23 protein-coding genes are annotated in these 25,489 nt (G+C 74.0%); 12 read left to right on the top strand and 11 right to left on the bottom strand.

From position 1 onward, the window contains the following. Window positions 1–47 precede the first annotated feature (47 nt). Together ACFPCY_RS05485 and ACFPCY_RS05480 are read left to right on the top strand one after the other, a co-directional pair. Entirely contained in the window at window positions 48–497 is a 450-nt protein-coding gene (locus ACFPCY_RS05485) for a winged helix-turn-helix transcriptional regulator (RefSeq protein WP_378252442.1), read from the top strand. Between the two features lie 135 nt (window positions 498–632). Then, complete coding sequence (locus ACFPCY_RS05480; RefSeq protein WP_378252441.1) at window positions 633–1,352, top strand: metal-dependent hydrolase; 720 nt, start codon at window positions 633–635, stop codon at window positions 1,350–1,352. On the opposite strand, the gene ACFPCY_RS05475 is transcribed toward ACFPCY_RS05480, so the two are convergent. The 3 genes from ACFPCY_RS05475 to ACFPCY_RS05465 all read right to left on the bottom strand — a co-directional run bounded on the left by ACFPCY_RS05475 (window position 1,353) and on the right by ACFPCY_RS05465 (window position 4,155). Then, window positions 1,353–1,898 (bottom strand): GerMN domain-containing protein, encoded by a 546-nt coding sequence (locus ACFPCY_RS05475; protein ID WP_378252440.1) that lies wholly within the window; start codon window positions 1,896–1,898, stop codon window positions 1,353–1,355. It abuts the gene before it with no gap. Between the two features lie 86 nt (window positions 1,899–1,984). Next, complete coding sequence (locus tag ACFPCY_RS05470; RefSeq protein ID WP_378252439.1) at window positions 1,985–3,451, bottom strand: sensor histidine kinase; 1,467 nt, start codon at window positions 3,449–3,451, stop codon at window positions 1,985–1,987. A 29-nt stretch (window positions 3,452–3,480) separates the two neighbouring features. Then, window positions 3,481–4,155 carry a response regulator transcription factor gene (locus tag ACFPCY_RS05465; RefSeq protein ID WP_122197577.1) on the bottom strand — a complete coding sequence of 225 codons (675 nt, stop codon included), beginning with the start codon at window positions 4,153–4,155 and terminating at the stop codon, window positions 3,481–3,483. 100 nt (window positions 4,156–4,255) lie between these two features. Between ACFPCY_RS05465 and ACFPCY_RS05460 the strand changes: the two genes are divergently transcribed. After that, window positions 4,256–5,938, top strand: coding sequence for a hypothetical protein (locus ACFPCY_RS05460; RefSeq protein ID WP_378252438.1), 1,683 nt, complete (start codon window positions 4,256–4,258; stop codon window positions 5,936–5,938). Window positions 5,939–5,951: 13 nt separating this feature from the next. Here the strand turns inward: ACFPCY_RS05460 and ACFPCY_RS05455 are convergent, their stop codons facing one another. Next, window positions 5,952–7,052, bottom strand: a complete 1,101-nt coding sequence (locus tag ACFPCY_RS05455) for a baeRF3 domain-containing protein (RefSeq protein WP_378252437.1) — start codon at window positions 7,050–7,052, stop codon at window positions 5,952–5,954. Between the two features lie 197 nt (window positions 7,053–7,249). On the opposite strand from ACFPCY_RS05455, the gene ACFPCY_RS05450 reads away from it, so the two are divergent. Continuing rightward, window positions 7,250–8,365 (top strand): S1C family serine protease, encoded by a 1,116-nt coding sequence (locus ACFPCY_RS05450; protein WP_378252436.1) that lies wholly within the window; start codon window positions 7,250–7,252, stop codon window positions 8,363–8,365. 37 nt (window positions 8,366–8,402) lie between these two features. Here the strand turns inward: ACFPCY_RS05450 and ACFPCY_RS05445 are convergent, their stop codons facing one another. The 7 genes from ACFPCY_RS05445 to ACFPCY_RS05415 form a co-directional block, all read right to left on the bottom strand. Next, window positions 8,403–9,059: a response regulator gene (locus tag ACFPCY_RS05445; RefSeq protein WP_378252435.1), complete on the bottom strand. Its 657-nt coding sequence runs from the start codon at window positions 9,057–9,059 to the stop codon at window positions 8,403–8,405. Next, the gene (locus tag ACFPCY_RS05440) at window positions 9,056–10,288 is read right to left on the bottom strand and encodes a sensor histidine kinase (RefSeq protein WP_378252434.1); all 1,233 of its coding nucleotides are present in this window, start codon (window positions 10,286–10,288) and stop codon (window positions 9,056–9,058) included. Before ACFPCY_RS05440 ends, ACFPCY_RS05445 begins: the two co-directional genes overlap by 4 nt. 146 nt (window positions 10,289–10,434) lie before the next feature. Beyond that, complete coding sequence (locus ACFPCY_RS05435) at window positions 10,435–12,465, bottom strand: bifunctional copper resistance protein CopD/cytochrome c oxidase assembly protein (protein ID WP_378252433.1); 2,031 nt, start codon at window positions 12,463–12,465, stop codon at window positions 10,435–10,437. Between the two features lie 6 nt (window positions 12,466–12,471). Further along, window positions 12,472–13,104, bottom strand: a complete 633-nt coding sequence (locus tag ACFPCY_RS05430) for a copper resistance CopC family protein (protein ID WP_378252432.1) — start codon at window positions 13,102–13,104, stop codon at window positions 12,472–12,474. Between the two features lie 119 nt (window positions 13,105–13,223). After that, window positions 13,224–14,870 (bottom strand): AMP-binding protein, encoded by a 1,647-nt coding sequence (locus ACFPCY_RS05425; RefSeq protein ID WP_378252431.1) that lies wholly within the window; start codon window positions 14,868–14,870, stop codon window positions 13,224–13,226. Window positions 14,871–14,911: 41 nt separating this feature from the next. After that, on the bottom strand, window positions 14,912–16,336 hold the full coding sequence (locus tag ACFPCY_RS05420) for a DUF5685 family protein (RefSeq protein ID WP_378252429.1): 1,425 nt from the start codon (window positions 16,334–16,336) through the stop codon (window positions 14,912–14,914). An 87-nt stretch (window positions 16,337–16,423) separates the two neighbouring features. After that, window positions 16,424–17,746: a helix-turn-helix domain-containing protein gene (locus ACFPCY_RS05415; RefSeq protein WP_378252428.1), complete on the bottom strand. Its 1,323-nt coding sequence runs from the start codon at window positions 17,744–17,746 to the stop codon at window positions 16,424–16,426. A 276-nt stretch (window positions 17,747–18,022) separates the two neighbouring features. Between ACFPCY_RS05415 and uraH the strand changes: the two genes are divergently transcribed. From uraH to ACFPCY_RS05375, 8 genes are all read left to right on the top strand, one after another. Then, a complete protein-coding gene (gene uraH / locus ACFPCY_RS05410; protein ID WP_378252427.1) occupies window positions 18,023–18,373 on the top strand; it encodes a hydroxyisourate hydrolase in 351 nt (116 codons plus the stop codon). A gap of 142 nt (window positions 18,374–18,515) precedes the next feature. Next, a complete protein-coding gene (locus ACFPCY_RS05405) occupies window positions 18,516–19,961 on the top strand; it encodes an NCS2 family permease (protein ID WP_378252426.1) in 1,446 nt (481 codons plus the stop codon). Window positions 19,962–20,036: 75 nt separating this feature from the next. Beyond that, the gene (locus ACFPCY_RS05400) at window positions 20,037–21,221 is read left to right on the top strand and encodes a glycerate kinase (RefSeq protein WP_378252425.1); all 1,185 of its coding nucleotides are present in this window, start codon (window positions 20,037–20,039) and stop codon (window positions 21,219–21,221) included. A gap of 151 nt (window positions 21,222–21,372) precedes the next feature. After that, the gene (gene ald / locus ACFPCY_RS05395; RefSeq protein ID WP_378252424.1) at window positions 21,373–22,488 is read left to right on the top strand and encodes an alanine dehydrogenase; all 1,116 of its coding nucleotides are present in this window, start codon (window positions 21,373–21,375) and stop codon (window positions 22,486–22,488) included. Between the two features lie 225 nt (window positions 22,489–22,713). Beyond that, window positions 22,714–23,157, top strand: a complete 444-nt coding sequence (locus ACFPCY_RS05390; RefSeq protein ID WP_378252423.1) for an RrF2 family transcriptional regulator — start codon at window positions 22,714–22,716, stop codon at window positions 23,155–23,157. Window positions 23,158–23,230: 73 nt separating this feature from the next. Next, window positions 23,231–24,421 (top strand): globin domain-containing protein, encoded by a 1,191-nt coding sequence (locus tag ACFPCY_RS05385; protein ID WP_378252422.1) that lies wholly within the window; start codon window positions 23,231–23,233, stop codon window positions 24,419–24,421. 17 nt (window positions 24,422–24,438) lie between these two features. Next, on the top strand, window positions 24,439–25,029 hold the full coding sequence (locus tag ACFPCY_RS05380; protein ID WP_378252421.1) for a histidine phosphatase family protein: 591 nt from the start codon (window positions 24,439–24,441) through the stop codon (window positions 25,027–25,029). 148 nt (window positions 25,030–25,177) lie between these two features. After that, on the top strand, window positions 25,178–25,477 hold the full coding sequence (locus ACFPCY_RS05375) for a metal-sensitive transcriptional regulator (RefSeq protein WP_378252420.1): 300 nt from the start codon (window positions 25,178–25,180) through the stop codon (window positions 25,475–25,477). Window positions 25,478–25,489 lie beyond the last annotated feature (12 nt).

The following is a 25,489-nucleotide window of genomic DNA, read 5'->3' as shown; positions in this document are numbered from 1 at the left end:
ATCGGATACTGGTTACTACAACGAACCATAGGTACCCTGTGGAAACCATGAAGGACTCACTGCGTCCCGGGGACGCCTTCGACCCGGACTGCCCGACCCGCCTGGTGCTCGACCGGATCGGCGACAAGTGGTCGGTGCTGATCGTCCTGTCCCTGCTGGACGGACCGCGCCGGTTCACCCAGCTCCGCGACCGGATCGGCGGAGTCACCCCCAAGGTCCTTACCCACACGCTGCGCGGGATGGAACATGACGGCCTGCTCGTCCGCCGGGTGTTCGCCGAGGTCCCGCCGCGCGTGGAGTACGAGCTGACGCCGCTCGGGCACTCGCTGCGCGCGCCCATCCAGGCCGTCGCGGACTGGGCCGAGGCCCACGTCGGCCAGGTGATGGCCGCACGCGCCCGTCAGGACGCGGCGAAAACGGATGCGGCGGAAGCGGACGCGGCGCGCGCCGCCGCGGTCGGGACGGCGGCTCCGGAACCGGCCACGCGCGTGTCGTGACAGGTCACGGCGGCGCGGTCATCCTGGACTGAACGGACGGCTCCGGCCTTCGGCGCGCCGTCCGCGAAAACGATCATTACCGGGATAGGGTCCCGCCGTACCGAGCAAGCCGGACGGACGGGCGGGGATGCGCGCATGATGGGGCACACGCACGCGTTGAGCGGGGCGTTGGCGTGGCTGGCGGCCGTCCCCCTGCTGGAGCGGACGGACCTGCTGCACCAGTACGCGATCCCGCACCTGGACACCAAGCAGCTCGCCGCCGGGACGGTCGTGTGCGCGGGCGCGGCGCTGCTGCCCGACATCGACCACCACAACGGGCGCATCGCCAACACGCTCGGCCCGATCTCGCAGCACTTCTGCAAGTGGGTCGGGAAGGCGACCGGCGGGCACCGGCACGGCACGCACTCCATCCTGTTCGCGGTCGCGATGGGCTGGGGCGTGGACTGGCTCGCCACCCACCAGCACTACGCGTGGTGGGCGGTGCTGTTCATCATCGTCGGCTTCGGGCTGCGCGGCATCGGGCTGGACTTCGAGGGCAAGGAGCCGCAGTCCGCGCTGGCCGACTGCGCGCTCGCCGCGATCGCCGTCTGGTGGATGCACGACCTGGACATGAGCTTCGTCGGCTGGGCGATAGGCGTCGGCTGCATCGCGCACATCATCGGCGACTGCCTGACACCCCAGGGGTGTCCCGTGCTGTGGCCGATGCCGTGGCGGTTCGAGGTCCCCGTCGTGCCGCGGACGAACGGCAAGGTCGAGCACATGGTCATCGTGCCGCTGCTGATCCTCGGGACGGTGATCCTGGCCGTCCGGTCGGCGCTCGGCGAGACCGCGACGCAGTGGCTGAACAAGGGCTGATCAGCGGGCCATGAGGTCGGCGAACTGGCCGCAGTCGTACCGCAGCCCCGCCTGCTTGAGCTTGCCCTCCAGTTCCCACCTCGGGGGCGCGCTCGCCGCGGACGCCTTCGGCGGGATCTCCACGGTCACCGGGTAGTCGAGGCGGACCTGCTTGACGTTGGGAGCCGCGTTCGCCGTGCAGACGACCTGCCCGAGCGTGATCCGCGGCCAGTTCACGTCCGCCTGGTTGACGTGGACCGTCAGCACCCCGGAGCCGTCGAGGTAGGCGGCCGACAGGTCGACGCCCGCCGGGATCGTCGTCGTGAGGCCCTGCTGGACCTCGCTGTCCACCAGGCGGACGGAGAGCTGCTGGAGGCCGAGGTAGGGCGCGCTCAGCAGGCCGGGCCTGGCCGTCCGCACCAGGCGGCCGTCCTTGACCAGGTAGATCGCGATCGGGTTGGGCTGGCCGGTCGGCTGCGGCGCGTCGCCCGCGCCCACCACCTCCGTCGGCCGGACGCCGCATCCGGTCACCGCCGCCGCCAGCACCGCCAGCCCGGCCGCGAGCACGCCCAGCCTCCTCACTCCGCGCCTGCTCGCTCCGCGTCCGCTCACCCCGCGCCTGCTCACTCCGTGCCTGGTCGCTCCGCGTCTTCTCATTCGGTCGCCTCCTCACGCGCCGAGGGCAGCCACAGGGTGAAGACCGCTCCGCCGCCGGGGGCGTTGCCGGCTTCGAGGGTGCCGCCGTGCAGGAGGGCGTTCTCCCGCGCGATGGACAGGCCGAGGCCGCTGCCGTCGCTGCGCGTCCGGGCCTCCTCCGCCTTGACGAACCGGTGGAACACGAGCGGGAGCACGTCGTCCGGGATGCCGGGGCCCGCGTCGGCGACGGTGAGCTCCACGCCCCCGCGCTCGGGCCGGAAGGACACCCGCACCGGCGGCCGCCCGTGCCGCAGGGCGTTGCCGACGAGGTTCGCGACGATCACGTCGAGCCGCCGCGGGTCGAGCCGGACGACCAGGTCGGCGGGCCCTTCCACGGCGGCCTCGCCGGTCCAGCCGCGCGCGTCCAGGGTCGCGGCGACCGCCTCGGCGAGCAGCACGTCGTCCAGCACGAGCGAGGCGGCGCCCGCGTCGAACCGGCTGATCTCGATCAGGTGCTCGACCAGGTCGCCGAGCCGCCGGGTCTCGGCCGCGACCAGCCGCGCGGCCGCGTCGCCGTCGTCGGCGAGCACCTCGGTCATCGCGACCATCGAGGTGAGCGGGGTGCGCAGCTCGTGCGACACGTCCGCGACGAAGCGGCGGGACGCGGCGTCCTTGGCGCGCAGCTCGCCGACCATCCGCTCCAGCGCCTCGGCCGTCCGGTTGAAGGTGCGGGCGAGGTCGGTCAGCTCGTCCCGGCCGCGCTCGCTGACGCGGGTGGAGAAGTCGCCGGCGCCGAGCGCGCGGGCCGCCCGGCCGAGGCCGCGGACCGGGCGCAGCACGCCGCGCGTCGCGGCCAGCGCCATGGCGAGCGCCGCCAGCACCGCCAGGCCGTCGGCGATCACGAGCGCGCGGGTGAACGAGGCGAGCTCCTGCTCCTCGTGCCGCAGGCTGACCGTCATGACGACGAGGATCGGCGCGTCGCGCCACATCTCCATGCCCCGCGCCGTGGCCCCGACGAGCAGGTAGACGTGCCCGCGCCAGCGGACCCGCTGGAACACCAGGCCGCGCAGCGTCCGCTGGACGAACGCGTCGCCGACCGGCGGGAACGCGCCGCTCGGACGGGGCGGCCGGGGCGTTCCCCGCTTGACCGTGGACGCGGCGACCGGCGCCGTCCAGACGACTCGGCCCTTGGCCCGCAGCCCGCTCTGGATCTGCTCGGCGACCGTCCCGGTCGTGCCGGGCGGCCGGTTGACCGGGACGGTCCGCTGGAGGACCTGCCGGAACTCGATGAGCTGCGCGTCCTGCGAGCGTTGCAGCAGCGCCCGCCGGACCAGCACGTAGGAGATCCCGGACGCCACCAGCGCCGCGAGCAGCGCCACCGCGAGGAACGCGGCGGTCAGCCGGGTGCGCAGGCCCATCGGCCGCAGCCGCGCGGGCCGGTTCGCCCAGCGCCTCGCCACCAGCGCCGCCGGGAGCCTCGGCACGTGCCCCGGCAAGAACCTCGGCGCGGGACTCATGGGGCGGTGAAGCGGTAGCCGAAGCCGCGGACGGTCTGGATGAGCCGCGGGTCGGCGGGCTCGTCCTCGATCTTGGCGCGGACGCGCTGGACGCAGGCGTCCACGAGCCGCGAGTCGCCGGGGTAGGTGTGCTCCCAGACCGCGGCGAGCAGGTGCTGGCGGGTCATCGCCTGGCCGGGGCGGCGGGTCAGCTCCAGCAGCAGGCGCAGCTCGGTCGGGGTGAGCCGGACGTCCCGGCCGGCCTTGGTGACCTTGAGGGCGGAGCGGTCCACGACCAGGTCGCCGTAGGCGGACCGGTCGGTGTGGGACTGCTCGGCGCGGCGCAGGACGGCGCGGATCCGGGCGTCCAGGACGCGCGGCTCGACGGGCTTGATGACGTAGTCGTCCGCGCCCGCCTCCAGGCCGAGCACCACGTCGAGGTCGTCGCCGCGCGCGGTGAGCAGGATCACCGGGAGGGTGTCGTCGCGGCGGACGCGGCGGCAGACCTCGATGCCGTCGATGCCGGGGAGCATGACGTCCAGCACGGCGATCTCGGGGCGGCGGGCGCGCAGCGCGTCGAGGCCGTCCTCGCCGGTCGCGCGGGCGGTGACCCTGTGCCCGAGGCGCGTCAGGGCCAGCTCCAGCGCCGCGCGCGCGGACGGGTCGTCTTCCACGAAGAGGATGCTCGCCACCCGGCCATTATCCGGGCATGTCGATCACCACCCGCGCTGTGTCACGAAATCCGGACATCGCCCGAACATGATCACAACGCTCCGCCGGGACGTTGGGGTCATGTCACAGGTGATCGCTCCCCCGGCCCCGTCCGCCGTGCCGGCCGCGCGCCGCCGCCGCTCGCTGCCGTGGCCGCTGCTGCTCGGCTGCGCCGCGCAGGTGCTGCTGCGCCTCTGGCTGGCCCGCGCCCGCACCGGCCCGGTCGCCGACCCGGACGAGACCGGCTACCTCGCCGCCGCGCGCTGGCTCGCCGGCGGCCCCGGCGCGGACCTCTCGCACAACACGTTCTACCAGGCCGGTTACCCGCTGCTGCTCGCCCCGGCACACTGGTTCTCGCAGTCTCCGGCGACGGTCTACGCCGCCGTGATCGCGATCAACGCGCTGGCCGGGGCGGCGCTGTTCCCGCTCGGGTACGCGGCCCTGCGACGGTTCGGCCTCGGCCGGAACGCGGCGCTGCCGCTGTCGTTCGCGGCGGCGCTGCTCCCCGCGACGACGTTCTTCGGCCTGTTCGCGCTGACGGACGCGGTCCTGCCGGCGCTCCTGCTCGGCTGGCTGCTGCTCCTCGACCGGTTCGTCCGGACGGGCCGGGCGGTGGACGGCGCGGCGGCGAGCCTCGTCGCGGTGTACGCCTACTTCACGCATTCGCGCGGCGAGGTGGTGCTGGCCGTCCACGTGCTGGCGCTGCTGGCGACGCGGCGGCGCGCGATGTGGGCGGGGCTGGTCGCGGTGGCCGGCGGGTATCTGGCGGCGTCCGCCGTGAACGACGCCCTCCGGCACGCGCTCTATCCGAGCGGGACGCGGGACCTGGCGGCGCTCCTGCACGACCGCCTGCTGAGCGTGTCCGGCCAGGCGTGGACGATCTCCGGCATGTTCGGGCAGGTCTGGTACCTGGTCGTCGGCACGTGGGGGCTGGCCGGGATCGGGCTCGCCGCGACGTTCGCCGCCCTCGCCCGCAAGGACGCCCGCCTGATGGCCGGCATCCTCCTGACGACGACGTTCGGCATCGCGTACGCGTCGGAGGCGGCGCTGCCGGACGAGCACCGCGTCGGGAACTTCGTCTACGGCCGCTACCTGGCGTGCCTGGCGCTCGCGTACGTCCTCATCGCGCTGGCCGTCCTGTTCCGGGCGACGGCGCGGGACGCGCTGCGGGCAGCCGCCGCCGGGGGCCTCGTCGCCGCCGGGACGGGCGCGGTCGTGCTCGTCTACGCCGGCGAGCGGCTGCGCACCCACCAGTTCATCGGGTTCGACTTCCCGGAGACGTCGTTCCTCACGCAGGACCGGACGGACTTCCGGCTGGCGGTCGCGACGTTCGCCGCGTACGGGCTGCTCATCGGGCTGCTCGCGGCCCGCTGGCTCGGTGGCGCGCGGACGGTCGCGACCGCGCTCGCCGCGGTCAACGCGGCGGCCCTGGTGCACATCGCCGGCGACGGCGAGCGCGTGCGGCCGGTGCCGCCGCTGCCCGCCGCGTCCGAGCGCGGCGGTGTCGTCATCGACTACTCGGTGCACTGGACGGGGCGCACGAAACTGATCGACCCGGTCTGGTGGACGCGCATCGGCTGGATCGACGCGCGCCACCAGTCCGCGCCGCACGGGGTGTGCACGGTGGTCGTGCCGCGCGGGCCGTCCGGGGCGGCGCTCGACCGCACCTGGCCGCACCGCCCGGCGGGCTGGCTGCCGCGCGAGGGCGGCTACGGCGTCGGACGGTGGGTCGCCTGGTACGACCCGCGCTGCGGGACCTCGTAGCGGGGGCCGCCGGTCAGAACCTGGTCACGAGGGCGATGCGGTCGTGGTCGATCAGGAACCCGTCGGAGACGAAGGTGACCTCGCCGCCGTAGTTCAGCTGGGCCTCGATGAGGTTGTCCACGACGTCGTCCACGACGCCCTCGCCGACGACCCGGCCTGGGCTGGTGTCGTCCAGCGGGTCGACCGTGCCGTTGCGGCCGCGCAGGCCGGGCACGTGGTAGCAGCGCTCGACGACCAGGTGCTCGCCGCGCCCCTCCTCGACCAGCGGCAGCACCTGGCTGATCCCGGCGGCGTACCGGTTCAGGCCGCGCGCGGCCTCCAGCTCGGTGAGCACCGCGACCTCGCGCAGGTCCTCGTAGGCGTGCAGGACGGGCCGGGCGAGGTCCATCAGGACCGGCGCGGTCGCCTGGTGGTACGCGCCGTCGATGCGGCCCGCGACGGTCAGCTTGCCGCCCGCCTCCTCGTCGAAGAACGCCTGGTGCCGGGTGACCCCCGCGATGATCACCGGCCGCCGGTCGTGGGCGTTGATCTTCTCCAGCGCCTCGACCGCCTTGCGGATGAACAGCCGGTGCGGGCGGTCCCCGTGCCGCGCGCCGCGCGGCGACGCCCTGCCGACGCCCTCCTCGTCCAGCGGGTTCGGGGCCATGGGGAAGCCGTCGCGCTCGACCTGCGTCAGCGACTCGCCCCGGCCGTCCCACAGCCGGATCTCCTTGTCCGACAGGACGAGCAGCCAGTAGCGGGTTCGGCGCGTGTAGGCGGCGACGAGGTCGCGGGTGGCGAAGGTGGTGTCCAGGATGACGCGCTCGTCCACCGTCTGGTCGATGGTGAAGGTGTGGACCTCGCCGCCCGGCGCGGCGAACAGCACCAGGCCGTCGGCGGCGTACGCCAGGTCCACGTCGCCGGCCGCCCGCTCCAGCCGCTCGTAGAGCGCCTCGGCCTCCTGGGACGGCACCTGCGGGTCGTCCCTGAGGCGGCGCCTCACCTCGGCCAGCAGGTTGCGCAGCCTGATGGGGTCCTGCTTGTTCTCCGGCGTCGTGCGGTGCGTCGGCATGAGCACCGACACGGCCGGGTAGGAACGAGGCCGGCGCAGTTCGGACAGTGTGGCGGCGTCCATGATCCCCCGATCGACGAAATGCTTGCCTGTCTGCACTTATTTCTAACGAACCGCAGGTAAACGAGGTATAAGCCGCACTCCACGATCCTTCCCGTCAAGCGCCGGGCAGCCGAAGATCAACTCTCCGTACCGGACGGACCGCGCGCGGTCATGCGCGCGGACTTTCGGGGGACAACCCCTCCGGGAGGTTGGTACCGATGCAGATCAACGGCAGGATCCGGACGGGCGCGCTCGTGACGGCGGGCACTCTCCTGCTCGCCTCGTGCAGCGGCGGCGGCAGCGGCAACGGCGGTGGCGGCGGCAACGGGGGGAAGTACAGCGCGAAGGCGGGCGTGAACGCCGCCGCGCCCAGCTCGCCCGCGACGGTCCCGGCGGGGAACGCCGCCGCCCAGGTCGAGGCGCAGTACGAGAAGGTCGTCGAGACCGTCCTGCCGTCGGTGGTGCGGATCACGACGGACTCCGGCGAGGGGTCCGGGGTCGTCTACGACACCGCCGGCGACATCGTCACCAACGCGCACGTGGTGGCGGGCGCGCGCAAGATCCAGGTGTCGGCGGCGTCCGGCGGCCGGCCGCTGGACGCGTCGCTCGTCGGCGCGTTCGCCCCCGACGACATCGCGGTCGTGAAGGTGAGCGGCGGGTCGCTGCGTCCGGCCGCGTTCGGCGACTCGACCAAGCTCAAGATCGGCCAGATGGTGCTGGCGATGGGCAACCCGCTCGGCCTGTCCGGGAGCGTGACGCAGGGCATCGTGTCGCAGCTCAACCGGGAGGTCTCGACCAAGCGCGAGGGCGCGTTCCCCGGCGCGACCATCGGCGACGCCATCCAGACCAGCGCCGCGATCAACCCCGGCAACTCCGGCGGCGCGCTGGTCACCATGACCGGCGAGGTGATCGGCATCCCGACCGCCGCCGCGTCCGACCCGCAGATGGGCGGCGCCGCGGTCGGCATCGGGTTCGCCACGCCCAGCGCCACGGTGAAGAGCATCGCGCCGCAGCTGATCAAGGACGGCAAGGTCACCAACTCCGGACGCGCCGCGCTCGGCGTGGTCGTCCGGACGATCCTGGACCCGAACAGCCTCCAGCAGTCCGCGGTCGGCGTCGTCAGCGTGACCAAGGGCTCCGGCGCGGAGAAGGCCGGGATCAGGGCGGGCGATCTCATCCTCGCGATCAACGGCACCCCGACGCCGAGCCAGACCGAGCTGACCGAGGCCCTCGCCAAGCTCAAGCCCGGCGACACCGCCAAGGTGGACGTCCAGGGCGCCGACGGCGCGAAGAAGACCGTGAACGTCACGCTGGGCGAACTGCCCGGCTCCTGACGGCGGCGCTCTGCCGACTCCTGACGCCGGCGCTCCGCTACGCGCCCGGGGAGATGAAGCCGGTCTCGTAGGCGAGGATCACGGCCTGCGTCCGGTCGCGGGCCTGGAGCTTCGCCAGGACGTTGCCGACGTGCGTCTTCACCGTCTGCGGGCTCACGAACAGCTCGCCCGCGATCTCGGCGTTGGAGCGGCCCCGCGCCATCAGCCGCAGGACGTCGGCCTCGCGCTCGGTCAGCCGGCCGTGCCAGTCCGCGGCGGCGGCCCCGCCGCCCGGCGCGTGCTCGGCGGCCAGCGCGCGGATCGCGGCCGGGAACAGCAGGCTCTCGCCGAGCACCACGGTCCGGATCGCCTGGAGGATCTCCTCCGGGCGGGTCCGCTTGAGCAGGAAGCCGTCCGCGCCCGCCTTGAGCGCGTCGTAGACGTACTCGTCGTTCTCGAACGTGGTCACCACGATGATCTTCGGCGGCGTGCCGCCCGCGGCGAGCAGTCCGCGGGTCGCCTGGATGCCGTCCAGCCGGGGCATCCGGACGTCCATCAGGACCACGTCCGGGGCGGTCCGGGCGACGGCGTCCGGCACCTCCGCGCCGTCGCCCGCCTCCCCCACCACGGTCAGGTCGGGCTCGGCGTTGATGATCGCGGCCAGCCCGGCGCGGATCAGCCGCTCGTCGTCCACGAGGAGAACCTTGGTCGTCACGCCCCGGACATTAGCGGCAAGGAGACTTCCATGCGCCATTCGCACTCGTTCGGACCAACCGCCATGTCTCCGCGCAGGACGGTCACCCGCTCGCGGATGCCGCCGAGCCCCCGGCCCCCGCCGACCCGCGGACGGCTCGGCGCCCCGCCCAGCGGGTTCGCCACCACCACGCGCAGCCGGTCGTCCGCGACGGTGATGCGCAGCGTCACCGGCACCTTCCCGGCGTGCCGCAGCGCGTTCGTCAGCCCCTCCTGGACGATCCGGTACGCCTCCCGCGACACCGCCGCCGGGACGCCCGCGACGTCCGGGTCCACGGTGTGGTCCAGCTTCACACCCGCGAGCTTGGTCTGCTCGACGAGCCGTCCGAGGTCGGCGAGCGTCGGCTGCGGGGTCGTCCGGGCCTTGTCCTCGCGCAGCAGGCCGAGGACGTGGTCGAGGTCGGCCAGCGCGGCGCGGGCGCACTCCTCGATCGCGGTGAGCGCCTCGCGGGCGAACGCCGGATCCCGGTCGAGCACCCGCGCCGCCGCGCCCGCCTGGAGCGTCACCACGCTCAGCGCGTGCCCGACCGAGTCGTGCAGCTCGCGGGCCAGCCGGTTGCGCTCGGCGAGCTTGGCGGCACGCTCCTCCAGCTCGACGACCCGCTCCTCGGGCGTCGGGCCGAGGAAGCGGGGCGCGAGCGCGGCGAGCACCCGGCCCGCGACCACGATCAGCCCGAGCAGCGCGACCACGCAGGCCAGCCCGGCGGGCGGCGCGAGCCACTGGTAGGGGCTGTGCTTCCAGCCGTGCAGCGGGCTGCGCTCGTCCCCGACGACGCCCCCGCCGAGCACCGGGAAGATCAGCAGCACCGCCGCGAAGGGCGGCAGCGCCAGGCTCGCCGCGCCGATCACGACCCCGACGTGCAGGTGCATGCTGAACCACAGCCCGGTGCCGAGGCGGGCCCGCAGCGTCCGGGCGACCGGCACGTTCATCCTCGTGATCGGCCCGCCGACCAGCTCCTTGACGGCCGTGCCCTCCATCTGGCGCACCGCGGCGACCATGCCGGTCACGACCGCCGCCGGGACGGGCAGCAGCACCACCGCCAGGCCCGTCCAGGGACCGTCCAGCGGGGACAGCCCCGCCAGGAGCATCAGCAGGAACCAGTACGGCATCAGCAGCGCCGCGCCCATCACCAGATAGGCCCAGCGCCGCCAGGTCGTCCGGTCGGTCACCGCGCGCAGAAGTCGAACCACGCGACGATCCTTACAGACCCGGTGACCTGCGCGCCTCCCCCGCTCGGGGGGTGCCGGGCCCGCCCCGGGAACAGGGCTCCGCCACCGCAGGGCTCCGCCACCGCAGGGCCGCGCCACCGCAGGACGGCGGCACTCCCGGACGGGGGTCAGCCGTCGCGCTCCTCCTCCCTGCGGGCGAGCTTCGCGAGCCGCTCGTTGTAGGCGGCGAGCTCGTCGTCGGACGCGGACCGCTCCCCGCGCGCGGCGGCGCGGTCGGCGTGCCGGTCCTCGCGGCGGGCGCGGCGCTGGTCGTCGAAGAACCACTGGAAGGCCAGGAAGATCAGCACGATGAACGTTGGGATCTCGCCGAAGCCCCACGCGATCGCGCCGCCGGTGTGCTGGTCCTTCAGGATGGTGGTGCCCCAGTCCGGGTGGACGGCGGTGTACCAGGAGTTCGCGATCGGCGCGCCGAGGTTCATCAGCGCGATGCCGAAGAACGCGTGGAACGGCATCGTGACGAACAGCAGGATCAGCCGTCCGGGGTAGGGCAGCTTGTGCGGGGCCGGGTCGACGCCGATCAGCACCCAGTAGAACAGCGACCCGGACGCCAGGAAGTGCACCATCATCGCGATGTGCCCGAGGTGGTTGCGCATCGCCGACTCGAACAGCGGCGTGAAGTACAGCGCGAACGTGGACGCCACGAAGATGATCGTCGCGACGCCGGGGTGCGCGACGAACGACACGAACCGCGAGTGCAGCAGCGCCGTCAGCCACTCGCGCGGCCCCCGGTCGCCGCGCACCTTCGCGGGCTTCAGCGCGCGCAGCGCGAGCGTCACCGGCGCGCCCACGACCAGGAAGATCGGCGTGAGCATGGACAGCACCATGTGCTGGACCATGTGGACGCTGAACAGGATCGGCGCGTACTTGGCGACGCCGGTCTCGGTGACCGCGACGATCGTCAGCAGGCCGACGAACCAGGAGACCGTCCGGCCGAGGGGCCAGGAGTCGCCGCGCCGCCGCAGCCGGACGACCCCGGCGACGTAGACGAAGCCGAGCACGAGCACGAGCGCCGCGAAGAACAGGTCGAACTGCCAGAGCCCGGCGAGCCGGGCCGGGGTGACCTTCGGCGGCAGGTCGTAGCCGATCAGCGACTTGACCGAGCTCTCCACCCCGGCGGGCGCGGGCGGCGCGGTGCGCGCGAGCGCGACGGCGAGGCCGATCGTGGCGGCCATGACGGCGGCCTCGACGGCGGCGAACTTCGCGAACGCCCGCTCCTCGCGGCCCTCGATCCTCGGCAGCGTCCGCTCCCGGTGCCACCAGCCGAACCAGCCGAGCACCGCGAACGCGACGATCTTGCCGAGCGCGAGCCGGCCGTAGTCGGTGCTGACGAGCTGGGCCGGGTCGGGCAGCCGGGCGATCACGTTGACCAGCCCGGACGCGCCGACGATCACGTAGCACCACAGCGCCATCCGGCTGAACCGGGACGCCATCAGGCCGAGCCGGTCGCGTCCGGCCAGCGCGTGCGCGGCCAGGATCGCCAGCCCGCCGACCCACGGCGCGACGGCCGCGACGTGCAGCGCGACGCCGGTGACCGCGACCGAGTGGTTCGCGGCGGACGCCGAGTGCCCGGTCAGCGGCGCGGGCAGCAGCGCGATCAGGGCGAGCGCGAGCAGCCCGAACGCGGCGGCGGGGGTGGTCGTGGTGCGGGCCAGCAGCGCGACCACGACCGTGATCAGCACGACCATCATCAGGGCGGTGCCCTGCGGAAGCTGGCCGACGTAGGAGCTGAGCTCGCTGCCGGTGACGATGTCGCCGACCGGCTGCCCGAGGACGTCGGAGACGGTGAACACCAGGTTCGCGGCCGCGGCGGCGGCCCAGAGGGCGGCCAGCCAGGACGCGCCGCGCAGGTAGCCGAGCGACGCCGGGGACAGGCTCGGCCGCCCCGAACCGCCCGCGCCGGTCACCGGCAGCAGCGCCGTCGCGGCGATCAGCGCCCCCACGGTCAGCGCGGCGGCCAGGTCCATGACCATCCGGGAGAACGGCAGGCCCCACCGGGTCAGCGCGCCCGCGTCGCCCAGCCCGGGGATGATCTTCTCGGTGACGGCGCCGCCCAGCACGAGCGCCGCGACGAGCGCGACGACGGCCGCGACCGCCGCGACCAGGGCCGCGCGGACGATCCGGAGGGTGCTCGCGTTCACGGTTCCCTACTCACCGGACGACGGGTGCTTGCGCTTGGCGCGCGACACGATGAGGACGCCGATCCCGATCCCGACGAGCGCGCCGACACCGATCATCACCCAGCGGGCCGTCCCGGACGAGGACTTCTTCGCCTCCGCCCTGGGCGCCTTCTCCTGGTTGGTTCCCGCGACCTGATCGCCGGGGGACGCGGCGGTGGGTTCGGCGGTCGGGGTGTCGGCCCCGGCCGGAAGCCCGCCGTTCGCCTGGTCACCACCGCCCTGCGTGGCGGTGAACGTCAGGTCGGAGTTCTCGATCCGGTGCCCGTCCGCGCCGACGACGGCGTACGCGACGGTGTAGTCCCCGGCCGGGAGCGGCCCGGCGACCTTCTGCGTCACCGTGGTGCCGTCCCGCTGAGCCTCGCCGGACTGGTACTGCTTGCCCGCCCTGTCCTTGACCAGGACCTTCGCGAAGCTGATCTGGTCGCTGAACACCAGCTTCACCTCGCCGACCGAGGCGGCGGAGGCGTCCTTGCCCGGCGTGCTGCTCACCAGCCGGGTGTGCGCCAGGGCCGGCGTGGCCAGCAGCGCGCCGAAGCCCGCGGTCAGCACCGTGACCAGCGCGGCGAGCACGCCGAACCGGCGCGAGTTGGAGGTCTTCATGGCGGGCCGGATGTCTCCAGAGTCGAACGGTGAGGGACCTTCACCACCCTACTGACGCTCCGCCATGACCGTGTCCCGGGTCGTCGATCGGACGATCTCCGTGATCGTCCGGGGACCGTTCAGAGCGTGGTGAGGACGTGGGAGCGTCCGTTCCGGGCGAACTCGGCGCGGATGGCCTCGGCTTTCGCCGGATCCAGGGGCTCGTAGGCGAGATCCCGGCCCGGACGCCACCAGATGTCGCCTGCGGTCCAGCGGTCGCGGCGGAGGGGGCGTTTGTCGAGTTTGCCGGTTGCTGTGAGCGGCATCGCCTCGACGACGCGGACGAAGCGCGGGGCCCACTTCGTCCCGAGGTCCGGCTGGGCGGCGAGGAACGCGGCGAAGCCCTCGGGGTCGAAGGGGCGTCCGTCCAGTTCGAGGGCGGCCATGACCTGGTCGCCCGTCCGGGGGTCGGGGACGGGGTAGACCGCGCACATGACGACCGGGTCCCAGCGGGCGAGGACGCGCTCGACCGGCGCGGCGGCGAAGTTCTCGCTGTCCACGCGGAGCCGGTCGGCGCCGCGCCCGGCGAAGTAGAAGTAGCCGTCGGCGTCGCGGTAGCCGAGGTCGCCGCTCCAGTAGAGGCCGCCGCGGAGGCGTTCGGCGTCGGCCTCGGGGTTGTTGTAGTAGCCCTCGAACGCCTTCGCGACGTTGAGGCCGACGATCTCGCCGATGGCCTCGCCGGGGTTGAGGAGGCCGCCGTCCGGGGCGAACCGGGCGGGCGGGCACTCGGCCCCGGTGTCCGGGGCCATGATCGCCACCTCGATGCCGGGACGCGGGAGGCCGAGCGCGTCGGGCGGCGTGTCCGGGGTCTTGTTGATCGAGATCGCGCCCTCGCTGGAGCCGTAGCCCTCGATGATCCGGCAGCCGAAGCGCTCGCCGAACCGCGCCATGTCCTGGGCGGACGCCTCGGTTCCGAAGGCGGACCGGAGCGTGTTGTCGGCGTCGTCCGGGCGTTCCGGCGTGGCGAGGATGTAGGCGAGGGCGCGTCCGACGTAGTTGAAGTAGGTGACGCCGTAGCGGCGGACGTCCGGCAGGAACCCGGAGGCGGAGAACTTGCGGCGCAGCGCCACGGTCGCGCCCTCGTGCGTGGCCATCGCGAGGTTCGCCATGACCGCGTTGCCGTGGAACAGCGGCATCGCGACGTAGGTGACGGAGTCCGGGCCGATCCCCAGGTTGGACGCGGAGGACCCGATGTCGGCGAGGCGTCCCTGCCCGCAGACGACGGCCTTGGGCGCGCCCGTCGAGCCGGACGTGAACAGGAGAAGCAGCCGGTCGGACGGCGCGACGTCCGGATCGTCCTCGGGCGGGTCGGCGGGGAGCATCGCGCGGTAGGCGTCCGAGTCGACCCGGTGGACGGGGATGCCGAGGTCGAGTCCGTCCAGCAGCGGGGCGTGCGCGGCGTCGGTGAGGATCGCGTCGCAGTCGGTGTGCCGGATGTCGGCGGCGAGCCCGGCCCCGCGCCGGGTCGGGTTGACGCCGACGAGCGTGCTGCCCGAGAGCGCGGCGGCCCCGATCCAGTACACGTACTCGGGGACGTTCTCCAGCAGCACCCCGAGGTGCCGGGGACGCCCGGACGGCACGGCGCACAGCTCGGGAGCGAGCGCCGCCCTGGCGCGGGCCGCGCGGACCACCTCGGCCCAGCTGTGCGCCTCGTCCTCGAAGAGCAGGCCCGGACGGGGGTCCCCGGAGCGCGCGAGCAGCGTCGCGGCGAAGGTCGCGTGCGGCACGCCCCGAGCGTGTCACCAAGCGATCGCTTGGTCAAGAGTGGTCAGCAGTCGCACCCGCAGTCGCAGCAGTCGCAGCATCCGTTGTCGCAGCAGTTGCAGCAGTCGCCGCAGCCCGAGCAGTCGGTGCAGCCGCAGTCGCCGCAGTCGCAGTCGCAGTTCCGGCAGCACCAGCAGCGGTCGGTGCACGGCCGCCCCGCGTGCTCGCTCCACTCGGGCTGGAAGACGCCGCAGGTCAGGCAGACGAGCGTGCCGGTGAAGCACGGGATCGGCCAGCCCGCGCGCGGCGGCCTCGGCCCGCGCCCGCCGCCTCCGCCGAACCCGGCTCCGCCCGGCGGGAACCATCCACCCCCGCCGCCTCCCCCGCCGTGGGGCGGCTGGCCGGGCGGCGGGCCGTAACCCTGGCCGTAGCCGGGCGGCGGCTGCTGACCGTACGGTCCCTGCGGGTACTGGACCTGCGGATACGGCTGGCCCTGCGGCGGATACGGCTGGCCTTGCGGGTAGGGCTGGCCTTGCGGCGGGTAGGGCTGCCCGCCGGGCGGCGGCGGGTACTGGCCGTGGGCCGACTTCGGCGCCTTGCACGACTTCGCGTGCTTGTGCCTGCTCCGCGCCTCGGGATACGGATCGAAGACGCGGTCCACCGTGCGCCGCAGCTCGCGGTTCAGCAGCGCCCGGACGAGCTGCGGCTTCTCCATCTCGACGTCCGCCAGCGCCAGCCGAAGGCCGTGCAGCGCGTCGTCGCAGTGGCGGCGGGCCTCGGCCGGGGACGTGCCGGTCGCGAGCAGCGGGTTGAACGCGCCGGACGCGGCGTCCCGGCCGATGTCCTCGACGGCGTCGACCAGGTGCGCGAGGCGCCCGAAGAACCGGCCCGCCTCGGCGAGCGCCTCGGCGTTGGCCTCCCGCCCCGCGATCACCGCGGTGTGCGCGAACACGGCGGCGGTCGCGGTCTCGGTCGGCTCGGTCAGCTCCAGCAGCCCGAGCCCGCCCGCGCGCTCCAGCTCCGGCTGCCGGGCGACCGCGTCGCGCAGGACGGACGGGTCGAACCCGAGCGCCGCGCCGGTCCGCTCGCCCGCCGCGTCCCACCGGTCGGCCATCCGGGACGCGGCGGCCGCGACGAGCCGGCGCGAGTACGGTCCGTCGCCGTCCGCCAGGTGGTCGCGCGTCTTGCCGGCCGCGAGCAGCAGGGACGCCGCGGCGGCGAGCCGCGCGCCCTCGGCCTGCGCCTTCACGACCTGCGCGCCGCGCATCCCGCGCAGCGCGCAGGGCCCGGCCGCGCGGCGCGGCGAGGTCTCCGGGGCCTGCGCCTCGACCAGCACCGAGACGATCAGGCCGTCGTAGTTGGTGACGAGGCGGGCGGCCTGCCCGTGCTCGCGGCGCAGGGTCAGGCACAGCCCGCACAGGTGCGCCATCCAGTCCTCGAACAGGCTTCCGCGCAGCACGTGGCGGCAGGGCCGCACCACTCCGAACATCCCGGACCTCCCCCGACCGTCGATCGCCGCGCGACATTATGCCGGGAACGCGACATCCAGGATCAAGATCGGCGGATCACCGTCCGGTCAGACTCCGGCGCAGGCCAGGGCGCGCCCGTAGGCCGCGATCCGGTCGTCGTCCGGGGAGCCGTTCTCGGCGAGCAGCTCGGCGAGGTCGAACCAGGTCTGCGCGGCGTGCCGGGACGACTCCATCCGCTCCAGGCAGCCGGCGGCGCGGGACAGCGACGCGGTCGCCCGCTCCCGGTCCCCCAGCCGGACGCACGCCTCGCCGAGGACGGTCAGCGCGACGGCCGTGGCCCGGCGCGGCGCGTCCCCGAGCAGGTCGAGGGCCTCCTCGGCGCGCGCGACGGCCTCGGCCGGGCGGCCGAGCGCGGACTCGGCGCGGGCCAGCTCGGTCAGGCACCACGCGACGTCCAGCTCGCCCGCCGCGCTCGTGTTGATCTCGCCGCGCACGCGGACGAGCAGGTCGCGGGCGCGGCCGGCCTGCTCGGGCCGGGCGCGCAGCAACAGCCCGGCGTAGTTGACCCGGAGCCGGGCGAGGTTGCGCAGATCGCCGTCCGGGGCGCCGTCGATCTCGCCGAACTCCCCGGCGATCTGCAGCGCGCGCTCGGCCAGCTCGACGCCCTCCTCGTAGGCGCCGCGGACCTCGGCGACGAACGCGGCCTCCCAGTAGGCGGCGACGCGCGCGGCCGGTCCCGCGCCGCGGTCGGCGCGCTCGACGAGCTGCGCGGCGAGCTGCCGCGCCCGGACGAGGTCGCCGCGCTCGATGAACGCCGCCAGCAGCGCCGCGCCCAGGTGGACGGCCGAGTCGGTGGTGTCGGCGCCGGTCGCGGCGAGCTGCCGCAGCGCGTCCTCGGCGACGCGGACGCCCTCGCTGATGTCGCCGCGCTCGCGCAGGCAGCGGCTCAGCGCGACGTGGACGCGCGTCCACTGCTCGGGGTCGTGCTCGGCGGACGCGCGGGCGCTCAGCGCGCGCAGCTCCTCGATCGCCCGCTCCAGATCGCCGGACGCCTCCAGCGCGAGCGCGTGCCCCCACCGGGCCTGGTGCAGCATGTCGGGCAGCGCGACCGCGTCCGGGCTGGCGAGGACGTCGGCGAACCGGGCCCGCGCCTCGGCCGCCGCGCCGTTGCGCAGCGCGATCTCGGCGTAGTCGAGGGTGACGCGCAGCTCGTCCACCACGTCCTCGCCGACGCCGCTGACCAGGTAGGTCGGCGAGCAGCTCAGCTTGGTCGCGAGCAGGTCCACCACGCTCGGCGCGGGCACCCGCTTGTCGCTCTCGATCAGCGAGATGTAGCTGTCGGACAGCTCGGGGTACGCGAGCTGGGCCTGGCTCATGCCCTGCCGGATGCGCAGCGCCCGGATCCGCTGCCCCAGTGTCTCCCGGTCCATGTTTCCAACCACCCGCCTGCCAGGTCCCCCTCGCCTCGTGCGTCCGCACGCCGCGTGGAGAAGAAAACGTGTCGATCATCCAGTGTGCCCGGATCGCGCCCGGTCAGGTCGTGATTCGGCGGATCCCGACCGTCCCTTTCGCACCGGCCTTTCGCATCAGGCAGGCTATAGCGGACGACCCGGACCGCGCCGCCCCGCCGGGCGGGCGGTCACGGCCCGTGACCGCCTCCGCGCGTCCTTTCGGCCGGACGGCCCGCTGCTGCTGTACTTGCGGCCATGACCGTGTCCACCCATGTCCTCGACACCGGCGCCGGGACGCCCGCGGCCGGCGTCCCGGTCCGGCTCGACCACTACGACGCCGACTCCTGGCGGCTCGTCCAGGAGGGCGAGACCGACGAGAACGGCCGCTGGGAGCTGGCCTCGCCACCGGACTCGGAGCCGGTTCCGGAGATCGTGCCGGGCACCTACCGGCTGCGGTTCGGGTCGGGCCGCTACTTCGCCGCGCGGGACGTCCGGTCGTACTACCCGGAGATCACCGTGATCTTCCTCGTGACCGCGGCCGGGGAGCGGCACCACGTCCCGCTGGCGCTCGGCCCGTACGGCTACACCACCTACCGGGGGTCCTGACCAGGCCCGATCCGACCCGCCCGGAGGCCGGTCAGTGACCTGCCCGTAACAAGGGGACGGCTAATCTGTGCACGCCGCACGGCCATCCGCACCGCGCGCACCGCAACCATCCCCGCCCGATCCCCGCACCGGAGCACGCCTGATGTCGCAAGCATCCGCCGACGCCGTCCACGCCACGCCGCCGCCGGGCCCGCGCGGCCCGCTGGACCGCTTCTTCGACCTCTCCGGGCGCGGCACGACCGTCGCGCGCGAGATGCGCGGCGGCGTCACCACGTTCTTCGCGATGGCCTACATCATCCTGCTCAACCCGATCATCCTGGGCGGGGCGAAGGACATCAACCACGAGCAGCTCTCCGGCGCGCAGCTCACCTCCATGACCGCGCTGTCGGCGACGATCGGCACGATCATCATGGGCCTGGTCGGCAACGCGCCGATGGCGGTCGCCGCCGGGCTCGGCATCAACGCGGTCGTGGCGTTCCAGGCCGCGCCGGTGATGACCTGGCCGCAGGCGATGGGCCTGGTGGTGATCGAGGGCGTGGTGATCGTGCTGCTCGCGGTCACCGGCGTCCGGGAGCGGATCATGAACGCGATCCCGCTCGCGCTCAAGCACGCCATCGCCGTCGGCATCGGCGCGTTCATCGCGCTCGTCGGCCTCTACGACGCCAAGTTCATCAGCTCCAGCCCGGTGAGCCCGCCGCTCGCTCTCGGCACCGGCGGCAAGCTGATGGGCTGGCCCGCCGTGGTGTTCGCCGTCGCGCTGATCCTGATGGTCGTGCTCTACGTGCGGAGGGTGCCGGGCGCGATCCTCATCGGCATCGTCGCCGCGACCGTCCTCGCGGTGGTCATCCAGTCGAACGCCAGCGTGCCCAAGGACGGCTGGGGCGTGGTGGTCCCGGACGTCCCCGACAAGCTGTTCGCCGCGCCCGACTTCGGTCTGCTGTTCAACGTCGACATCTTCGGCGGCTTCGGCCGGGCCGGGTTCATCACCGCGCTCGTCGTCCTGTTCACCCTCGTCCTGTCCGGCTTCTTCGACGCGATGGGCACGATCCTCGGCCTCTCCGACGAGGCGGGCCTGGTGGACGAGAAGGGCGAGGTCCCCGGTCTCGGCCGCATCCTCACCGTGGACGGCCTGTCCGCCGCGCTCGGCGGCCTGACCAGCTCGTCCGCCAACACCGTGTTCGTCGAGTCCGCCGCGGGCGTCGGCGAGGGCGCCCGCACGGGCCTGGCCAACATCGCCACCGGCGCCCTGTTCGCCGTCACGCTCTTCCTCACCCCGCTCGCCTCGGTCGTCCCGGCCCAGGCCGCCGCCCCCGCCCTCGTCCTGGTCGGCGCCCTGATGATGACGCAGGTCGCGAAGGTCACCTGGGACGACCTGGACATCGCGATCCCGGCCTTCCTGACCATCGTCTTCATGCCCTTCACCTTCTCCATCACCAACGGGATCGGCGCCGGGCTGGTGGCGTACACGCTGATCAAGCTGGCGCAGGGGAGGATCCGGGAGACGCACTGGCTGATCTGGGTGATCACGCTGGTGTTCCTCGTCTACTTCGGGCTGCACCCGATCCAGGAACTGCTCGGCGTCAAATAGTGGCGTCCTGGCGTGAGCAGGGGGTAGGGAACTAACCGAAGCGCTGTTCCCCCGGCGTGAAAGGCGTGGCTGCCCGTGTCCCTGCCCGAACCTCCCGGCGAGCCTCCTCCGCGCGGTCACGTGCTGCTCGCGCCCGACCGGTTCCGGGGCGCGCTGCCGGCCGCCGAGGTCGCCCGGCGGCTCGCCGCCGGGCTGCGGCTCGCGCGGCCGGACGTGCCGGTCGTGGAGCTGCCGGTGTCCGGCGGCGGGGACGGCACCGCGGAGGCCGCCGTCGCGGCCGGGTTCCGCCGGGTGGAGCTGAAGGTCTGCGGGCCGGCCGGACGGCCCGTCACCGCGTCGCTGGCGTTCGACGGGCGGTGCGCGGTCGTGGAGATCGGCGAGGCCGCGGGGCCGCGGCGGCTGCCGGACGGCCCGCCGCGCCCGCTGTCGGCCACCTCGCTCGGCGTCGGGCAGCTGATCGGGCACGCCGTCCGGCTCGGGGCGCGGCGCATCGTGCTGTCGGCCGGGGCCTGCGCCGCCCCGGACGGAGGCGCCGGCCTCTTCCAGGGGCTCGGCGGGCGGCTGCTCGACGGGATCGGCCGCGAGCTGCCGCTCGGCGGGGCCGCGCTGCGGTCCCTGCACGCGCTCGACCTGCGCGGACTCCCGGATCTGTCCGGAATCACGATCACGCTGATCGGTGACACGAGCCGTCCGCTGCTGGGACGGACCGGGGCGGTCGTGTCCGTCCTGTCCGGCGGGGTCCTGGCGCACGGTCTCGGGCGGACGCAGGCGCGGATCCTCGAAGCGGGGCTCGTGCGGTGGGCCGACCTCGCCGAGTCGGTGACCCGCAGGCGGGCGCGCGACCTGCCCGGCGCGGGCGCGGCGGGCGGGGCCGGGTTCGCGGCGCTGGCGCTGCTCGGCGCGACCGTCGAGCCGGGGCCCGGGGCCGTCCTGGACCTGGTGGACTTCGCGGGCCGGGCGCGCGGCGCGCGGCTGGTCGTGACCGGCGCCGAGACGATCGACACGGGCACGCTGCGCGGCGGGGTGGCCGCCTCGGTGGCGCGGGCCGCGGCGCGCGCGGGCGTCCCGGCCGTGGCCGTCGCCGGACGGCGCGGGCTCACCGGCGAGCGGCTGCGCCGCGCCCGGATCCAGGCCGTCTACGCCCTCACCGACATCGACCCCGCGCTGGCCCGGACGCCGAACGCCGCGGGCCCGCTGCTGGAGAGGCTCACCGTGGCGATCGCCGACGAGTGGCTCCCGCCCGCGGGCGCGCGCCTCTGATCAGCCTTGATCGCGGCGAGGCCGCCCTTTACATACTGTCAGCTGATTCGGGAATGACTATACAGACTGGACATGGCACCAGGGTGGCGGCTACCCCCACCCTTGAGGCGTACCAGCTGGTCACAACCTGTCAGCGTTGACGGAGGGCAACATGAAGGTCGGCGTTCCTCGCGAGATCAAGAACCATGAGTACCGGGTCGCCATCACCCCGGCCGGGGTGCACGAGCTGACCCGGAACGGGCACGAGGTGTTCGTCGAGCGCGGGGCCGGGGAGGGCTCGGCGATCCTCGACGACGACTACACCTCGGCCGGGGCGAAGATCCTGGAGAGCGCCGACGAGGTCTGGGCCGAGGGCGACCTGATCCTCAAGGTCAAGGAGCCGATCGCGGCCGAGTACCACCGGATGCGCGAGGGCCAGACCCTGTTCACCTACCTGCACCTCGCCGCGTCCCGCGAGTGCACCGACGCGCTGCTCGACCGGGGCGTCACCGCGATCGCGTACGAGACCGTCCAGCTGCCGGACCGGTCGCTGCCGCTGCTCGCCCCGATGTCGGAGGTCGCGGGCCGGCTCGCCCCGCAGGTCGGCGCGTACAACCTGATGAAGTTCAACGGCGGGCGCGGCGTGCTGCCCGGCGGCGTGCCGGGCGTCGCCCCGGCCAAGGTCGTCGTCATCGGCGGCGGCGTGTCCGGGCTGAACGCGGCGCAGATCGCGGTCGGCATGGGCGCGGACGTCACCATCCTCGACGTCAACGTCGACCGGCTCCGGCACATCGACGCGATCTACCAGGGCCGGCTGAAGACCCTGGTCTCCAACGCCTACACGCTGGAGCAGGAGTGCCGCGCGGCCGACCTGGTCATCGGCGCGGTGCTGATCCCCGGCGCGAAGGCCCCCAAGCTGGTCTCCAACGACCTGGTCGCGCACATGAAGGCCGGCTCGGTGCTGGTGGACATCGCGATCGACCAGGGCGGCTGCTTCGAGGACTCCCGCCCGACCACGCACGCCGACCCGACCTTCCAGGTGCACGGCTCGGTCTTCTACTGCGTGGCGAACATGCCGGGCTCGGTGCCGAACACCTCCACCTACGCCCTCACGAACGTGACGCTCCCCTACGCGGTGTCGATCGCGAACAAGGGCTGGAAGGACGCCCTCCTCGCCGACCACGCGCTCGCCCTCGGCCTCAACACCCACGCGGGCAGCCTGGTCTACGGCCAGGTCGCCGAGGCGCACGGCATGAGCCACGTCTCGCTGGAGTCCGTCCTCGCCTGACGCCGCTCCACCCCGGACCGACGGCCCGCGTCCGGTCGCCTCCCCACAAGGCGTCCGGACGCGGGCCGTCCCCTTCCGCGCCACCCCGTCTCCTTCCGCACCGTCTCCTTCCGCGCCCGCTCCTCCCGCACCGTCTCCTTTCGCGCCCGCTCCTCCCGCGGTCGTGTGACGACACCCACGGCTCAAAAGGCGCATCTCAGATGCGAGTTCTCCTACGCTGAGACCATGCGGCTGACCAAGGCGACCGACCTCGCGCTGCGCGTGGTGATGTGCCTGGCCGCGACCGATCCGGAGCCGAGCACGGCCCGGCGGGTCGCGGCGGACATGCGCGTGCCGTACAACCACCTCGCCAAGGTGGTGGCGCGGCTGCAACGCCTCGGCATGGTCGAGACCCGGCGCGGACGCGGCGGCGGGCTCGCCCTCACCGAGGCCGGACGCGGCGTGACCGTCGGACGGCTCGTCCGCGAGCTGGAGGGCGCCGGCGACGTCGTCGAGTGCGAGGGCGACGTGCCGTGCCCGCTGCGGCAGGCGTGCCGCCTGCGGTCCGCGCTCCGGCAGGCGCAGGAGGCGTTCTACTCCTCGCTGGACGGGGTGACGCTCGCCGACCTGGTCGCGGCCCCGACCGGACCCGTCCTGCTCGGACTCGTCGGGCGTCCGCCCGCCGGGTGATCAACTCCCCCGAAACTCCCCCGCGCCGCGTCCGCCGTTGAATCAGTAGATCAAATACCAATTTGGAGGCGCCATGCTCTCCCCCCGGTCCACCGAGGTCGTCCGCGCGACCCTGCCCGTCGTCGGCGGCGCGATCGGCACCATCACCGACGTCTTCTACCAGCGGCTGTTCGCCGCGCATCCCGAGCTGCTGCGGGACCTGTTCAACCGGGGCAACCAGGCGGCCGGGACGCAGCGGCAGGCGCTGGCCGGGTCGATCGCGGCGTTCGCGACCGCGCTGGTCGAGCGCCCGGACGTCCGCCCGGACGCGATGCTCGCCCGGATCGCGCACAAGCACGCGTCCCTCGGCATCGCGCCCGAGCAGTACGAGGTCGTCTACGAGCACCTGTTCGCGGCGATCGTCGAGGTGCTGGGCGACGCGGTCACCGAGGAGGTCGCCGCAGCCTGGTCGGAGGTCTACTGGCTGATGGCGAACGCGCTGATCGAGACCGAGCGGCGGCTGTACGCCGAGCGCGGCGCGATCGCCGGGGACTCCTGGCGCCGGTGGACGGTCGCCGAGCGCGTCGAGGAGACCGCCACCACCGCGACGTTCCGGCTGCGTCCGGCCGACGGCGAGCCCGTCGCGCCGTTCCGCGCCGGGCAGTACGTGTCGGTGCGCGTCCCGCTCGCGGACGGCGCGCGGCAGATCCGGCAGTACAGCCTCACCGACGCGCCCGGCGCGCGGGAGCGGACGATCACCGTCAAGCGCGAGCAGGGCGACCCGGCCGGCGAGGTCTCCAACCGCCTGCACGACACCGTCCGGGCCGGGGACGTGCTGGAGCTGTCGGCCCCCTACGGCGACCTGGTCCTCGACGGCCACGACGGCCCGCTGCTGCTCGCCTCGGCGGGCATCGGCTGCACGCCGATCGTGGCGATGCTCAAGGAGCTGGTCGAGCGCGGCCACTCCGCCCCGGTGATCGCCGTCCACGGCGACCGGACGCACGGCACCCACCCGCTGCGGGACGAGCGCGCCGGGCTGATCGGCAAGCTCGCCGCCGGCACGGACCTCACCTGGTACGAGGCCCCCGAGCGCCCCTGGCCGGCCGAGCGCACCGGCCGGGTCGACCTGTCCGGCGTCGCGCTGCCGGACGGCCTGCGCGCCTACCTCTGCGGACCGCTGCCGTTCATGCGGGCCGTCCGGGCGCAGCTGGTCGAGCGGGGCGTACCGGCGTCGGCGATCCACTACGAGGTGTTCGGACCCGACCTCTGGCTCGCCTCCGCCTGACCCGTAGGGTGTCCCCCATGGGGGAACTGATCATCGTGCGGCACGGCGAGACCGAGTGGAGCCGGGACCGCCGGCACACGGGACGCACCGACGTCCCGCTGACCGGGCGGGGCGAGGAGCAGGCGCGGGCCCTCGCCCCGTCCCTGGCGGACGTGCGTCCCGTGCGGGTCGTCTCCAGCCCCGCCGAGCGGGCCCGCCGCACCGCCGAGCTGGCCGGGCTGACCGTGGACGAGACCGATCCCGACCTGTGGGAGTGGGACTACGGCGGCTACGAGGGCATCACCAGCGCCGAGATCCGCGAGTCCCGGCCCGGCTGGTACCTGTGGGACGACGGGATCGTCCCGGGCGACGCCGACCATCCGGGCGAGAGCGTCGAGCAGGTCGGCAAGCGCGCCGACCGCGTGCTCGAACGCGTCCGGCCGCTGCTGGCCGAGGGCGACGTCGTCCTCGTCGCGCACGGGCACGTGCTGCGCGTGCTCACCGCCCGCTGGCTGGGCCTGGCCCCGTCCGAGGGACGCCTGTTCGCGCTCGGCACCGGCACCGTCTCCGCCCTCGGCGACGAGCACGACCGGCCGGTCATCACGTCCTGGAACGTCCCGCCGCGCTGACGCCCGCACCCTCACCCCGGAGCGCCGCCCGCCGTGATCGCGGACGTTCCGGGAGCAGCTCCGGCGAGCGTATAAGATACCCCCTGGGGGGTTTCCCCCGGGGGTATCGTGGCCGAGCCCCCGCACGCCGGCGACTGTGAGGACGACGATGGCGACCAGCGAGACCCCGACCCGCGGCTACACCGCCACCAAGGACCAGCTCCAGACGCGGCTGCGCCGGATCGAGGGCCAGGTGCGCGGCATCGAGCGCATGGTCGAGGACGACCGGTACTGCATCGACATCCTGACCCAGATCAGCGCGATCCAGGCCGCGCTGGACAAGGTCGCGCTGGGCCTGCTGGACGGGCACGTCCGGCACTGCGTCGCCGAGGGCGCGCACGAAGGCAAGTCCGACGAGATGTCGACCGAGCTGATGGCCGCGGTCGGCCGCCTCATGCGCCGAGGCTGATGACCGCCGTCG

Origin of the sequence: Actinomadura gamaensis, assembly GCF_042652125.1 — a bacterium.
Lineage (GTDB): Bacteria > Actinomycetota > Actinomycetes > Streptosporangiales > Streptosporangiaceae > Spirillospora > Spirillospora gamaensis.
This window is presented reverse-complemented; position numbering and strand designations above follow the sequence as displayed.